This is a genomic window from Desulfoscipio gibsoniae DSM 7213 (genome assembly GCF_000233715.2).
Classification (GTDB): Bacteria; Bacillota; Desulfotomaculia; order Desulfotomaculales; family Desulfallaceae; genus Sporotomaculum; species Sporotomaculum gibsoniae.
The window spans coordinates 1,135,461-1,148,439 of sequence record NC_021184.1; the positions used below are offsets into that span (position 1 = coordinate 1,135,461).

General features: G+C 43.4%; 10 protein-coding genes. 5 read left to right on the forward strand and 5 right to left on the reverse strand.

The features are described from left to right. Window positions 1-38 precede the first annotated feature (38 nt). From DESGI_RS05260 to DESGI_RS05280, 5 genes are all read left to right on the forward strand, one after another. The gene (locus DESGI_RS05260) at window positions 39-491 is read left to right on the forward strand and encodes an NADH-quinone oxidoreductase subunit NuoE family protein (RefSeq protein WP_006524739.1); all 453 of its coding nucleotides are present in this window, start codon (window positions 39-41) and stop codon (window positions 489-491) included. 9 nt (window positions 492-500) lie between these two features. Further along, window positions 501-2,195, forward strand: a complete 1,695-nt coding sequence (locus DESGI_RS05265) for a (2Fe-2S) ferredoxin domain-containing protein (RefSeq protein WP_015617923.1) — start codon at window positions 501-503, stop codon at window positions 2,193-2,195. 21 nt (window positions 2,196-2,216) lie between these two features. After that, the gene (locus DESGI_RS05270; RefSeq protein WP_015617924.1) at window positions 2,217-2,831 is read left to right on the forward strand and encodes a 2Fe-2S iron-sulfur cluster-binding protein; all 615 of its coding nucleotides are present in this window, start codon (window positions 2,217-2,219) and stop codon (window positions 2,829-2,831) included. A 464-nt stretch (window positions 2,832-3,295) separates the two neighbouring features. Continuing rightward, entirely contained in the window at window positions 3,296-4,780 is a 1,485-nt protein-coding gene (locus DESGI_RS05275; protein ID WP_006523657.1) for a sigma-54 interaction domain-containing protein, read from the forward strand. A 120-nt stretch (window positions 4,781-4,900) separates the two neighbouring features. Continuing rightward, on the forward strand, window positions 4,901-5,251 hold the full coding sequence (locus DESGI_RS05280) for a PAS domain-containing protein (RefSeq protein ID WP_435050892.1): 351 nt from the start codon (window positions 4,901-4,903) through the stop codon (window positions 5,249-5,251). Window positions 5,252-5,637: 386 nt separating this feature from the next. On the opposite strand, the gene DESGI_RS05285 is transcribed toward DESGI_RS05280, so the two are convergent. From DESGI_RS05285 to DESGI_RS05305, 5 genes are all read right to left on the reverse strand, one after another. Further along, window positions 5,638-6,519: a DmsC/YnfH family molybdoenzyme membrane anchor subunit gene (locus DESGI_RS05285; protein ID WP_006523659.1), complete on the reverse strand. Its 882-nt coding sequence runs from the start codon at window positions 6,517-6,519 to the stop codon at window positions 5,638-5,640. A gap of 12 nt (window positions 6,520-6,531) precedes the next feature. Next, the gene (locus tag DESGI_RS05290) at window positions 6,532-7,143 is read right to left on the reverse strand and encodes a 4Fe-4S dicluster domain-containing protein (protein ID WP_006523660.1); all 612 of its coding nucleotides are present in this window, start codon (window positions 7,141-7,143) and stop codon (window positions 6,532-6,534) included. 19 nt (window positions 7,144-7,162) lie between these two features. Beyond that, a complete protein-coding gene (locus DESGI_RS05295; protein ID WP_006523661.1) occupies window positions 7,163-9,667 on the reverse strand; it encodes a molybdopterin-dependent oxidoreductase in 2,505 nt (834 codons plus the stop codon). Window positions 9,668-9,836: 169 nt separating this feature from the next. Then, on the reverse strand, window positions 9,837-11,189 hold the full coding sequence (locus tag DESGI_RS05300) for a dihydroorotase (protein WP_006523662.1): 1,353 nt from the start codon (window positions 11,187-11,189) through the stop codon (window positions 9,837-9,839). A 388-nt stretch (window positions 11,190-11,577) separates the two neighbouring features. Then, window positions 11,578-12,978 (reverse strand): sigma-54 interaction domain-containing protein, encoded by a 1,401-nt coding sequence (locus tag DESGI_RS05305; protein ID WP_006523663.1) that lies wholly within the window; start codon window positions 12,976-12,978, stop codon window positions 11,578-11,580. Window position 12,979: the final 1 nt, after the last annotated feature.

The following is a 12,979-nucleotide window of genomic DNA, read 5'->3' on the forward strand; positions in this document are numbered from 1 at the left end:
AGTGGCTCAGGGGAAAGAAGGAGGTCAGGTAAGAGACTATGGATAACGATAGAATTGAACAAATATTAAATGAACATCAGGGCCAAGCCGGTTCACTGATTAAAGTATTAATGGAAATTCAAGAACAAAATCATTGGCTGCCTAGAGAAGTATTAGTGGAGGTCAGTGAAAAATTAGAGGTGCCTTTAAGCCGGGTATTGAGAATAGCTACCTTTTATAAGACATTCTCTTTGACACCTAAAGGACGTCATGAAATTCACGTTTGTACGGGTACTGCCTGTAAAGTTCGTGGTGCGCAGCGGGTTCTCGACGAGGTGCAAGAACTGACTGGAATTAAACCCGGCGAAACGGACTCGGATTTAAAGTTTAGCCTGGAGACCGTTAACTGCCAGGGCTGCTGTTCTTTAGGTCCAATGATCGAAGTCGATGGAAAGACTCACAGTAAGATATCGCCTGCCGAGATAGCAGACGCGTTAAAAAAATATGAGTGAGGGAGCATTATGGCACATATAAATTCAGCGGCTGAATTGGAAGAACTTAGGAAGGGTATCTTATCAAAAATAGAACCCGATAAGCCTTGTATTGCCATATGCGCGGGAATCGCCTGCCTCGGCCTCGGCAACGACAGGGTTATCAGCGCTTTTGAAGAAGAGATCAGGAAACAATCCTTAGAAACTAAAGTTGATATTAGAGCAACCGGCTGCCATGGCTTTTGTGAAAAAGGACCTATTGTTGTCATCTATCCTGAAGAAATCTGCTATTTGGAAGTAACACCGGAGGATGTGCCGGAGATTATATCTCAGACTGTAGTTGGAAAGAAAGTGATTGATCGACTAATTTACACCGATCCCAACACTGGTGCAAAAGCAGTGCATCAATTTGAAATACCTTTTTACAAGAATCAATCGCGGCTACTTATTGGCAATAACCCTAAAATTAATCCCAAAAGCATAGAAGATTATCTGGCAATTGGCGGTTATTCTGCGTTAGCCAAAGCGCTTTTTGCGATGAACCCCGAGCAAGTCCTTGAAGAAATAAAGAAAGCCAACTTGCGCGGCCGGGGCGGCGGTGGATTCCCTGCCGGTTCGAAGTGGGAGACTACCCGAAACGCGCCCGGAGAAGAAAAGTATGTAATTGTCAATGCTCACGAGGGTGAGCCCGGGGCGTTTATGGATCGAGCCCTCTTCACTGGGAACCCGCATCTCGTGTTGGAAGGCTTAATCATCGGAGCCTATACCATCGGTTCACATCAGGGATTTATCTATACCCGGCATGATACCCCTCAGCTAAGAGAAAATATTGATATTGCCCTATCTGAGGCAAAGGAGTACGGACTCTTAGGTGAAAATATCCTTGGCTCCGGCTTCAACTTTAATGTTGAGGTGCATCTAGATGTAGGGATATTCGTTTCCGGCGAGTCCAGTGCATTAATGAGGTCAATAGAAGGGAAGTCACCGGAACCAAGACCCAAATATATTCGTACTTCGGTTAGTGGTATTTGGAATAAGCCCAGTAACTTAAACAACGTGGAGACCTGGGCTAACGTACCTCAGATAATTAATAATGGCTCAAAATGGTATAGCAGTATCGGGACAGAGCGGAGCAAGGGAACAAAACTAATATCTTTATCAGGTAATATATGTAATACAGGAGTCGTAGAAGTTCCCATGGGTACCTCGCTTAAAGAGATTATCTATAACTTTGGTGGTGGAATACCAAACGGAAAGAAACTTAAAGCAGTTCACTTTGGAGGACCTATGGGAGGTTCTATTCCCGAGAGTCTCATCGATAGTCCACTTGACTTCGATGTGCTTTCAAAACTGGGCACTTCACTGGGCGCAGGCGACATGCTGGTATTGGATGAAGATAACTGTATGGTTGAAACCGCCAGGTACTTCCTTGATTTCCTCAGTGGTGAATCGTGCGGCAAATGTGTACCATGCCGTGAAGGTATCAGGCAGATGCTTAAAACCCTCACTGATATCACCGATGGAAAAGGAAAAGAAGGGGACATTGAGCTTTTGGAGGAAATAGCCGGGGTAGTTGGTGAAGCAGCCCTTTGTTCGTTGGGCAGGAGTGTCCCTAAACCATTATTGAGCATGTTAAAGTACTTTAGAGATGAGTATGAGGCGCACATCAAGGAGAAACGGTGTCCGGCTCTTTTCTGCAAGGAGCTGAAGAAGGGAGAACTATAACCTAAAGGGAGCAAAGAAAAAATGAGTGAAATTATTTTACAAATTGACGGAAGGGAAGTTGCAGCAGAGAGCGGGATGACCGTTTTAGAGGCAGCACAAAGGGCGGGAATATCGATTCCGACACTTTGTCACCATGAGATGTTAGAACCTTATGGTGCTTGCCGCCTTTGCACAGTAGAAGCAGAAGTTCGCGGTCGAACCAAGCTTGTTGCCTCCTGCCTTTACCCGGTGGAAAAAGATTTAATCGTAAGAACCAGGTCTGAGAAGGTAGACAAAATTCGCAAAATGATTTTAGAATTGTTACTGGCCCATGCTCCTGAAGCCAGGGGATTGCAGGGTTTGGCACAAGAGTATGGTGCAGACAAAAACCGTTTTGAAAAAGAACCTTCATTTTGCATTCATTGTGGTTTATGTGTAAGATACTGTGCTGAGGTTAAAAAGAAGCATGCTATTGAATTTGTTGATAAAGGAACAAAACGGGAGATAAGCTTTATTCCAGAGATAGCCGCTAAGGAGTGCTGGAATTGTAAAGAATGTTTTCCGCTTTGTCCTACAGAGGCGTTACAAGCAGCTTTCGTTTTAACAAAAGAGCTTGCGTTTTTCTCTCTTTCTTCGGAACCCGTGCCGGCGGAATAGTATACAATTAATACCCTTACATGACGAAATCAAAATACTAGTTCGCCTGTTCCGGTAGCAGTTTATTTACTTTTATTAACTTATTTATTGCAAATATGTATTTTACCATATTTTTTTAACTTTTTATTGAAGAAAAAACGTGTGAACTCTATGATTTCACACGTTTTTCTTTGCCTTGTTATATTTTTTATGGGTACTTTTAACACAGGCCATAGGAGTACTTAATTAATGGACCCCGGTGATCGATTGCATACGACCTTCGGGTTCAATAAACGCAGTTAACTAACGGAGGTAAAAGGGTTTGGCCAAGAAGTGCAGTATAAGTATCTTAAGATGACATTAATGGCAAGTGCAGTTAAGGAAGTATTTTTTGGACTCTAATTCCTGGCAAGTCATGCTTGATCGACAACAAAAAGTGTTTTACGTTTTATAGAGAGTTGTATTCAATTTGGAGGGGTGGATTTATGGTGGATTCCAACATAAAAAAGACACTAACAAGCACTCCGGGAGTTAAGGATGCTTTGGGGAACCTGTTTCGGTTTCTGCCTAAGGAACAAGATCAGCGCATGAAATGGTTGGCCAGCATACTTAACGCTATCCACGATAGTGTGGTGGTTGTGGATTTGGACTCCACTATTATCTACGTAAATCCGGCATACATGAGAAGCTTGGGTGTTTCCGAGGAGAAGGTATTGGGGCGGAAGCTCAAGGACTTCGAGCCCACCTCCAGGATTCTGGATGTTCTAAGTTCAGGAAAACCTATTGTAGATGATCCATCCAGGATTACTTCTCTGGGAATAGATATTATGGCTAATATTACTCCGGTGTTTGAAGGTAAAAATCTTATAGGAGCGGTGGCGGTATTCAGAGATATTTCAGAGATTGTTGCTTTAAAGGAAAAACTTGAGGAAACTACGACGGAAATGCTAAAGACCAGGGAACAGACATCTCGCTACTATACAGAGCTTCAGGAACTCAGAACCAGACTGATGGATATTGATAACCTGATCTGTGAGAGTGCGGAAATGCGGCGAGTGATTGAAATGGTACTCCGCGTTGGTCGGGTGGATTCTACAGTTCTGGTGACCGGAGAGTCCGGTGTGGGTAAGGAAGTAGTTGCCAAACTCCTCCACAAAGTTAGTAAGCGAAAAGACGGACCCTTTGTGATAATTAATTGCGGCGCTGTCCCGGAAAACCTATTGGAGTCGGAACTGTTTGGCTATGAAAAGGGTTCCTTTACCGGGGCCAGTAAGGAAGGTAAACTGGGCCTATTGGAGTTAGCCAACAAAGGGACATTGTTTTTGGATGAAATTGGTGAATTGCCACTGGGGTTGCAGGTTAAACTCCTGCGGGTCCTACAGGATAAAAAGTTCACTCGGTTGGGAGGAATCAAATCCATAGAGGTGGATGTGCGCTTTATTGCCGCCACCAACCGGGATTTGAAAAAGATGGTCACCCAGAAGATTTTCCGGGAAGATTTGTTTTACCGCCTCAATGTTGTTCCCATTCATATACCGCCCCTTCATGAACGCAGGGCGGACATAGTGCCGCTGGCCGGGTTTTTTTTAGAAAAATACAACACGAAATACGGAATGAATAAAAGGCTGTTGCCTGAAGTACTGCGTTGGTTAAATAATTTTCCCTGGCCCGGTAATGTACGGGAACTTGAAAATGTGGTGGAGAGATTGGTGGTTTCTTCACTTAATGATACCATTACTTTGAAGGAAGTGTATCTGGCTGGATGTAGTGACCGGCCTACTTTCCAAAGCGAAGAAGTGTTTGGCCTGAATGTCATGGATTTGCACCAGGCTAAAGACATGCTGGAAAAGGAATTCATAACAAAAGCCCTTAATTTAGCGGGCTCAGCCAGAAAGGCGGCCCAACTTCTAGGGATTAACCATTCAACAGTAGTTCGTAAAGCCAGAAAGTACGGAATTAATCTAGCGTAGGTTTATGCAATTAAATAACTGATAAAGGAATCATATTTTTAATATTACATTGATCTTATGATGATAAAATACAAAAATATAACCAATAAGTAATTAATCATTAATCAATACACAGGAGAGGTGATCATATTGAACAGCGACTGGGTGAAAGATTTCCCCGCCGTCGTTACACTTTGCGATACCAACGGCAAAATTATTGAAATGAATGACGCAGCTGCCGATCATTTTAGAAAAAATGGCGGTAGAGAATTAATCGGTAGGAGTGTATTTGACTGCCACCCTGAACCTGCGCGAAGCAAGCTTAAAACAATGCTTCATAACGGTGTCAAAAACTGCTATACCATTGAAAAAAACGGTATGAAAAAGCTGATTTACCAGACACCCTGGTACAAGAAGAATGGTGAGTATGCGGGGTTTGTGGAAATGATTATTGCTATTCCTTCGGATGCGCCCCACTACATCAGGGGATAACCCCTTACATCGCATTATTCTTGCCAGCAAAGGAATGTAATGTCCTCACCTTAATGCCGTCGGGGTATCCCGAACCGTTGTATATCAATGTTCGTATAGGATTAAATAGCTCTCTTTCATTCTCATTGGGCTCAAGATCGTCAAATACCGAGAAATAAAGTTTAACTTTATTTTTAATACTACAGCGAAAATTACTTTTTAAGCAAAGCTTTCTTCGCTTTGATGGATGCCGGGTGTTGAAAGTTAAAAATCAAAGATTTTCAACTTTCAACACCCGGCACCGGCTAAACGGCACCGGCTATTTGGGTGGCGCACTCTATCTACTGTACTTAGGTGGTGGCAAATCCATCTTAATAGTTCGATAAACTATATTTTTAGCTGTAGTGTTAAATAGTCAACTTGCCCAGTACCGGAGAGTATACCCCCGCTTGCAGCAGTAGATAGAAAATGAAGAAGTGTCCAATTAGGTCGGCTAAAGTAATTAATCCCACCACGGCTGTTCCGCCGGAAGCACCCACGAACAGAGATAAAAACAGAGTGAACAGAAAACCGATGCAGACCACAAAGCCAAAAAACATCTTGGAATAAGGACCTTTAATTAATAGCAATAGAGATTCACGGGCGGCAGCAGTAGCGTTTACTACGCTGAGTAGGTAAGTAGCGACGCCGATTAAGTTAATTAGAATCAGAGTAATTGCCAGTGTTTCCAGGTTAATTAATGAATTAACAGTGACCCATCCGCCGTGTACGAGGAAGAAAAATACTGTTGTTCCACCCAATATGGAGTAAAGTATAAATAAAAAGGGTATCATTGGTGTATTCCATAATGGAATGGCAGGTGAATCATTCATTACAAAACCATCGGTAACGGCCACTAATACTGCACTGACCAGGGCCAAAATTCTGAAAAATTCCCATGCTGCGCTTCCCGTGGGCAAAAGTAAATAAATTGCGGCAATGGCAGTAAAAATTCCCATTACCCATACGGTTCGAGCAATCCAGGAAGTGCTTGGCCGGGTTAAGGCTCGCCAGAATCTTTCCGGTCGTCCCAGGTGAATCAAAAGTGCGCCGCCTTTGCCGATATTTTCGATCAAAATTCCGGCCAGGGCCAGTAACGGGGTGCCTAAAAATACAGAAAGGATGAATATCCCCGCGCCAATTTTGCCGAAAAAGAAGGCCAGGGCAATCCACTGAGTCCAAACAGTTTGTTTGCGAAACCCCATTACAAACTCGTTACCCTCTACTATGGGCACGGATTGTGCTGTCATAGTTAAACCCTCCTATTCAAGATAATATACTGAAGGATTAGTATTCGCTTCGGACATGGGCTGCATGCCACCGCGCTGCCGGATTAACCGGCTGACTTCACTTTCGGGGTCATGCAGGTCACCAAACACTCTGGCTCCAGCCGGGCAGGTGTTAACACATGCTGGTTCCAGTCCCTGGTCTACTCTATGATAGCAAAATGTACATTTTACCACCACTCCTTCATAGAAATCTTTGTACTTAACTTGTTCATATGGGGTTAGGTGATTTTTAAAATGTCCTTCTTTTAGTTTTCCCTTGGGCATTAAAGTGCGGTTGTTATACGGGCAGGCTACCACGCAAGCTTTGCAGCCGATGCATTTAGTATAATCAACCAATACAATGCCGTTCTCTCGTTTATAAGTTGCCCCTGTGGGACAAACCCTTACGCAGGGTGCATCAAGACAGTGGTTGCAGAGTACAGGAATATATTTCTTTTTGACAATTGGGTACTGTCCGGCTACTTGCTCAAGAACCCTGGTGAAAAAAATATCCGGTGGTGTTCCGTTCTCCGATTTACAGGCCACAGTGCAAGCATTACAGCCAACGCAGCGTTTCAGGTCAATGACCATGCCAAGCCTTGCCATACATATTTTCACTCCTTTTTTATATTTTGCTGATACGAACTTTGGTGGCGGTTTCCTGATGCCCCGAGGCTAGGTCGGTAAATTCTAGATTGCCCGGAAGCAAATGATTAAAATTAACGTTCATTTTTCTTTCCACAGGGTGTATTGTCCAGCGGGTAATAGCGTTGGATATGCCGATTACCCGGGGGTGAATCTCTTCAATGACCCTGGCTAAACCTTCTACTTTTCCGAAAGGCGATTCGATGCTGATTCGGTCACCGGTCTTGATGCCTTTGGCTTGAGCTGTTTTGGTATTGATTAAAACGCCTTTGTGAATAGGTATATTGCTGACTAACTCTTTAATCCAGGGAATGGTGGTGTTTTCACAGTGATTTAACATTGCCTCGGCTTTAAAGTTAATGGCGTATAGGTCATATTCACCGGGTATTTTGTGTAAGGGGTGCTCCTCGCGCCAAACGGGTACGGCAAGATAAGAAGAAGTGTCCCATTCTCTGCCCACAGCCCGGAACTGTTCTTGTAACTCTTCAGCAACTTGCAAAAAATATTCGTGGTAAAAGGAAATGCGATTACCTTTCCAGGGCAGGTAACATTCTTCGGGTTTTTGAGGGCGCACCGCATTGTTATTTTCCTGAAACCATTTCAAACCCATGTGCTCCCCGTAAATACTTTTGGCCATTCGGTCAATACATTCCAGGTGCGAGTATTTGCGCCCGGGTTTCAATGCATATTCAGGCTTGATAAACATGGTGAAATTTAACAAACCATTTAATTCATTCAGACAGCCGCAGCGCTCTGATATATCAGTGAGAATGTCGTGGCCGTCCCGGCTATCGTATAGCGGTTCCACCACCGGTTTGCGCAGGGTATGGCCGGTGACCTCTGGCGGTTCGCAAAGGGTCAACATGGTTGACTCCAGATAATCGTGGTCGGGTAGAATAATATCCGCCCACTCGGTGGACTCGTTTGCCAAAATGTCAATGGCCACGATAAATTCCAGCTGTTTGAACACTTCCAGCACTTTGGGGTAGCCGTTAATGTTCTTTAGCGGATTAGAGTGGAAAATTAACGCTGCTTCCGGTTTAAAATCAAATCCCCATTCCTCCGGGTGCAAAATGTTATGACAGACCAGGTGCCCCGGGTCCAGCCCCATGGGAAAATACTCTATCATTTGCAATGTCTGGGGCGGGTAAGCAAAAGGTACCCCAGGGTGCAAAATATGCGGTTGGGGCTTTAGCATCCCATCCTCGCCCGGCTCCACAATCAGCAATCGGTGATCCAAACCTACGCCCAGGTGCCCGCCAGGTACATCAATGTTTCCCACCAGTGAATTCATTAATTTTATGGCGGCATGGTCAAGGGTGCCGTCATAATGCCCGATGGCCCCCCGGTAAAAGTTTATCGCTGCCGGGCGATAGGGGTACTCTTTGCCTTCGATCATGATGGTGCTGCCGATACGTGCCTCTTCAACAAATTCCCTGGCAATGCGACGCATAGTTCCAGGGGATACATCACAGATTTTAGACATGCGCTCCGGGGTATGATCCTTCAAGGTATCCTTGATTACCTGAAAGCCAGGCCGCACTTTTATGCCATCAATTTTAAAATATCCCTCCAGGGTAAAATCTTTAATTGTAGGGTCATCATATACTTTAGCCCGGTTGTCCACACTGTCCCAGACCATTGGTTTTTGGGTCTCTTTGTCGCGGAAATATCGACCGTCGGGTTTAATCAGGTAAGGGCCGTTGGTATACTTTTTAATGAATTCGGCGTCATACCGGTCTAGTTCGTACAAGATTACATAAACCATACCCAGTATAAAAGCACGGTCGGTCCCCGGGATAATTGGTACCCATTCGTCGGCTTTGGCGCAGTAAGATGCCATGCGGGGGTCAACTCCAATTAATTTCAATCCCCGATTAACCCGGGCATCGGCCATGCGTTTAATGGATCCGGACAAGTGTAGGTGGGCACCAAAGCCATCGCCGCCACCTATTTGAATCCAGTAATTACAGTACTTATAGTCATTGGCACAGGCAAAGGATCCATCAAAAAAGCCACAGAAGGGGTGATAGGCCGCACCGCAAAACTGCCCCACGGTGTTAAAATAGTGCCCGGTGCCAAACGCGGCACCCCATCCCCAGAGGTGGATACGCTGAAAATCGTTGATGGCCACCAGAAGTTTGCGCGGATCCTCGGAACGTATTTTTTTCAGGCGTTTGCCTACGATATCCAGGGCTTCATTCCATGATATGGGTTCCCACTTGGGGTCTACTCCCGGCCCTTTTTGGGGATTTGTTCGCCGAACCGGAGTTTTAATCCGGTTTGGGTCATAATGTCGCATGATTCCCGACTGGCCTTTAGGACACAGTTTACCCATGTTATTTGCATTATCCGGGTCACCTTCTATTTTTAATATTACGCCGTCTTTAACCCGCACCTTGATTCCACAACCATGCAAGCACATTTTGCAGGCACTTCTGACCCATTTGTCCCCAGATTTTGTGTGGGTAGCTACTTTAGCCATATAAACCCTCCTTTTTTTAGAATGAATTAAATTATTTGAATTATCTAAAAAATTATTATACAAAACTCCAAATAACTTTGATTTTGGAGTTTTGTAAAACGGTTGATACTATGTGTACAGGAAATTCTCCACTTTAAGGTAATACAATGTAGCAATGTTAAGAAAAATGTTACCCAATGGAACGCCGTAAGAATTTACCCTGGCTTTGGCCCACCAATTGGCTGTCTTTTACCACCAGTTGGCCCGATTTAATAGTCATTATTGGCCAGCCCTTTAATTCTTCACCGTCGAATAATGAGAAATCACCGGCGGAACCCAGGTTTCGGTGATCAACTTTTACTGTTTTATCCAAGTCAATTATTACTAGATCAGCATCGCTACCTGGTGCAATGGTTCCTTTTTGCGGGTATAGGCCGAATATTTCGGCCGGTTTTTTACTCATTAACTCGGCTACCTTTACCAAGCTGACTCCTCTTTGATTAACTCCGTAATTTAAAATCGTTGGTAAATGGGTGCCCAAGGCCGGGTAACCAGGCATGGCACCCCACATGCCTTTTTCTACCTGCTTCACGGCAAGGGTTTGGGTAACGTTATCAGTGCCGATGGTGTCAACAATGTTGTTTTGTATTGCCTGCCACAAAGCTTCTACGCTGGCATCTTCCCGGAATGGCGGTACCATTTTTGCGAGCAACCCTTTTGAACTAAACTTGGTTACGGATAGATATGGTGATGTTGTCTCCACAAATATTTTGGGGTTGGCTGATTTTATGGCAGCCAGAGTACGGATGCTTTCAGCAGCGGAAATATGCACAAAATATAGACGGTTTCCGGCTAAGCCTGCGAAATAGGAAGCCCTGCGCACTGCTTCTTCTTCGGAAAAGTTGGGCTGAGTATCTGACCAATCAGCCAAGGAACCATCGGTCAACACTTTTTGTAATTCGGCCCGGTAGGTTGCGTTAATGGACGGGTTTTCCGCGTGTACACAGATTATTATTCCATCGCCTATTTTGGCTGCTGTTTCAAATGTTTGATAAAGAAATCCATCCTCCACATCGGGGATCAGCCCTGGGATGCCAGCCATATACAGTTTAAATGAAGTAATCCCAAGTTCTTCGATTAAACGAGGTATTTCCTCTTTTTGTTCCGGGGTCATAATGCCTAAGTGGAAAAATATGTCCGTGCTTACTTTTCCTTCGGTCATGGCAATAGTATTCGAAAAACTTGGGTAATATGGATCGGGACCGCCCATATAACAGCCAACAGTGGTAACTCCCCCCAATAAACCAGAGCGAGTTTCTGTTTCCATTTCCGATACTAAATCGCCAAATATACCCAGATGGATGTGTGGGTCAATGATTCCGGGCAGTATGTATCTGCCGGAAGCGATAATTTCCTTACGACCAGTAAATTCGCCACCTAGAGCGCTTATTTTACCACCTTCCACGGCAATATCGGTTTCTAGGATACCGGTACCCGGAATTACCACTAGACCGTCTTTAATTACCAGATCTGCATTAGACATTTTCCAAAACCTCCTTAAATAATAATCAGCTCATAAACAAAAAAGTTAGGAAAATTTAAATTAATGAACTCTCTGTGATATCAACACCTCCATAAGGATTTAATTGTTTTACAAATATAACAAGCAATCCCTGTTCCGGAATAGTGAATCCAATCGCCAACCACGAGTGAAATGACTAAAACCATCTTTAATCAGTCATTATTAAAGGCTTAGCGGACAAAATAAATTCAATAATAGTTTTGTTCTTGTAGTATGCGGTACAAAAGTTTACCGTTAATTGTTTAAAAAAAATACTATTTTGCTATCAAATCATAAGACTAGCGGTACTTTATTGTACCGCTAGTAATATTTTTGTTTTACAACTAGTTACTTTTACAATTAACTACTTTTATAAGTTATATTTTTGAGCTTTACGAATTACGGTTGGATGTGTAACACCAAGAATCTTAGCTGCTTTTCTGGTGCTTCCGGATAATAGCAAAGCTTTCGCGATAATTTTTTTTTCTAAAATCTCAGTTGCTATTTGGAGTGGTACAGGTTTTAAAACTTCGATACTTAAACCAGTGGTATCTTCTGATTTAATGTTATTGAACGGAAGATATTGCAGACCAATAATTTCTTCATCGCTAATTATAACTAGCCGTTCAATTACATTTTCTAATTCCCGCACGTTGCCGGGCCAATTATAGCGTTCAAAAGCAAGCAACACCTCCGGTTCAAAACGTTTGTTAGTTTTATGCTTGGAATTAAATATTTCTAGGAAATGGATGGCAAGGGGAATGATATCGTCGGTACGCTTCCTTAATGGTGGTATATTTATGGGCACTACATTTAGCCGGTAATATAAATCGGCCCGGAAAAGGCCATTTTGTACCATTTTTTCGAGGTTACGGTTGGTAGCAAATATAATGCGTACATCAAATTTATAAGGTTTTGTTCCACCAATACGAAAAATTTCTCGATCTTGAATGGCCCTTAGCAGTTTGACTTGTAGATTTAATGGTAATTCGCCGATTTCATCCAGTAATAGCGTACCTTCGTGGCTGAGTTCAAAATAGCCCATTTTGCCAGTTTTTTTAGCTCCTGTAAATGCGCCTCCTTCATAACCGAACAGCTCGGACTCAAGGAGGTTTTCCGGTATGGCGCCGCAATTTATTTGTAAAAACGGTTTTTGAGCGCGAGGGCCGGCCTGATTAATGATTTTGGCAATAACCTCTTTCCCGACTCCTGATTCCCCGGTAATTAAAACATTAGAATTTACCTTAGCAACTTTAATAGCTAGCTCAAAAACCTGGTGCATGATTTTGCTTTTATAAATAAGTTTGTGATGACCCAACTGTTTGGCTCTTAATTCCTGTAATTCCTGAGCTTCCCTATTGTCCTCGTCCAGTTCTCTTAGGATGTTCAATTCATTAATATCCCTGATATTACATACAACCCGGTATACTTTGCCTTGACGGTCAAAAACCGGACTGCCGGTAATGAGTATTTCCTTGCCGGTTTTGATACGCTGCACGATGGTAACTGGTTTTTTTTGTTCCAGTACCATTAAGGCCACGGCTCTTGATACGGACCCTTCTTCCTCTAGTTCACGCACATTACGTCCAACGTTATTGTTCTTTTTTGAGAGGCCGGTTATGCGTTCATAACTTGTATTTACCCTTAGTAACGTGCCGTTTCCGTCTATAATACCGATGCCGTCATAAAAGGATTCGAGAATATCCTCTAATTCATTTACTAAATGCTTCAGCCGTTTATTTTCGCTGATTAAAAAATCGGGATCAATCATG

Bases quoted from the DNA above. Each gene is read 5' to 3' on its own strand.
- DESGI_RS05300 (WP_006523662.1), bottom strand. From the start codon at position 11,189: ATGTCTAATGCAGATCTGGTAATTAAAGACGGTCTAGTGGTAATTCCG.
- DESGI_RS05290 (WP_006523660.1), bottom strand. From the start codon at position 7,143: ATGGCAAGGCTTGGCATGGTCATTGACCTGAAACGCTGCGTTGGCTGT.
- DESGI_RS05285 (WP_006523659.1), bottom strand. From the start codon at position 6,519: ATGACAGCACAATCCGTGCCCATAGTAGAGGGTAACGAGTTTGTAATG.
- DESGI_RS05270 (WP_015617924.1), top strand. From the start codon at position 2,217: ATGAGTGAAATTATTTTACAAATTGACGGAAGGGAAGTTGCAGCAGAG.
- DESGI_RS05305 (WP_006523663.1), bottom strand. From the start codon at position 12,978: ATGATTGATCCCGATTTTTTAATCAGCGAAAATAAACGGCTGAAGCAT.
- DESGI_RS05295 (WP_006523661.1), bottom strand. From the start codon at position 9,667: ATGGCTAAAGTAGCTACCCACACAAAATCTGGGGACAAATGGGTCAGA.
- DESGI_RS05275 (WP_006523657.1), top strand. From the start codon at position 3,296: ATGGTGGATTCCAACATAAAAAAGACACTAACAAGCACTCCGGGAGTT.
- DESGI_RS05265 (WP_015617923.1), top strand. From the start codon at position 501: ATGGCACATATAAATTCAGCGGCTGAATTGGAAGAACTTAGGAAGGGT.
- DESGI_RS05260 (WP_006524739.1), top strand. From the start codon at position 39: ATGGATAACGATAGAATTGAACAAATATTAAATGAACATCAGGGCCAA.